Source organism: Mesorhizobium sp. M7A.F.Ca.MR.148.00.0.0, from assembly GCF_003997735.1.
GTDB lineage: Bacteria > Pseudomonadota > Alphaproteobacteria > Rhizobiales > Rhizobiaceae > Mesorhizobium.
Genome location: NZ_RZTB01000526.1, coordinates 1 through 289, shown reverse-complemented (window position 1 = coordinate 289; position 289 = coordinate 1). Strand labels below are relative to the sequence as shown.

General features: G+C 61.6%; 1 pseudogene. It reads right to left on the bottom strand.

Annotated features, from left to right (window positions below):
* Positions 1-154: pseudogene (locus EOB49_RS38480) on the bottom strand (GNAT family N-acetyltransferase); the annotation flags it as partial.
* Between the last annotated feature and the right edge of the window lie 135 nt (positions 155-289).

The following is a 289-nucleotide window of genomic DNA, read 5'->3' as shown; positions in this document are numbered from 1 at the left end:
CGACGACCGCGCCATCCTCGTCGCGCACAAACACCACAAGCGCCTTCCTTTCGGATGCGCCGACATCGCCGTCGTTGAACGCCGTCAGCCGTTCACCGAGAAAGGCGAGTTCTTCCGGCAAGGGATTTGCCGTCGTTTCAAGCGTCGTGTTCATCGCTTTTCCGAGATGGTTGCGTGTCGGCGTCGCCGCCATTGCGAAACTCTGATGCGGCAATGCCGTAGCGCTTGAGCTTGTCGTAGAAGGTCTTGCGCGGCACGCCCAGAGCATCAATGGCGCCGCGCACGTCGC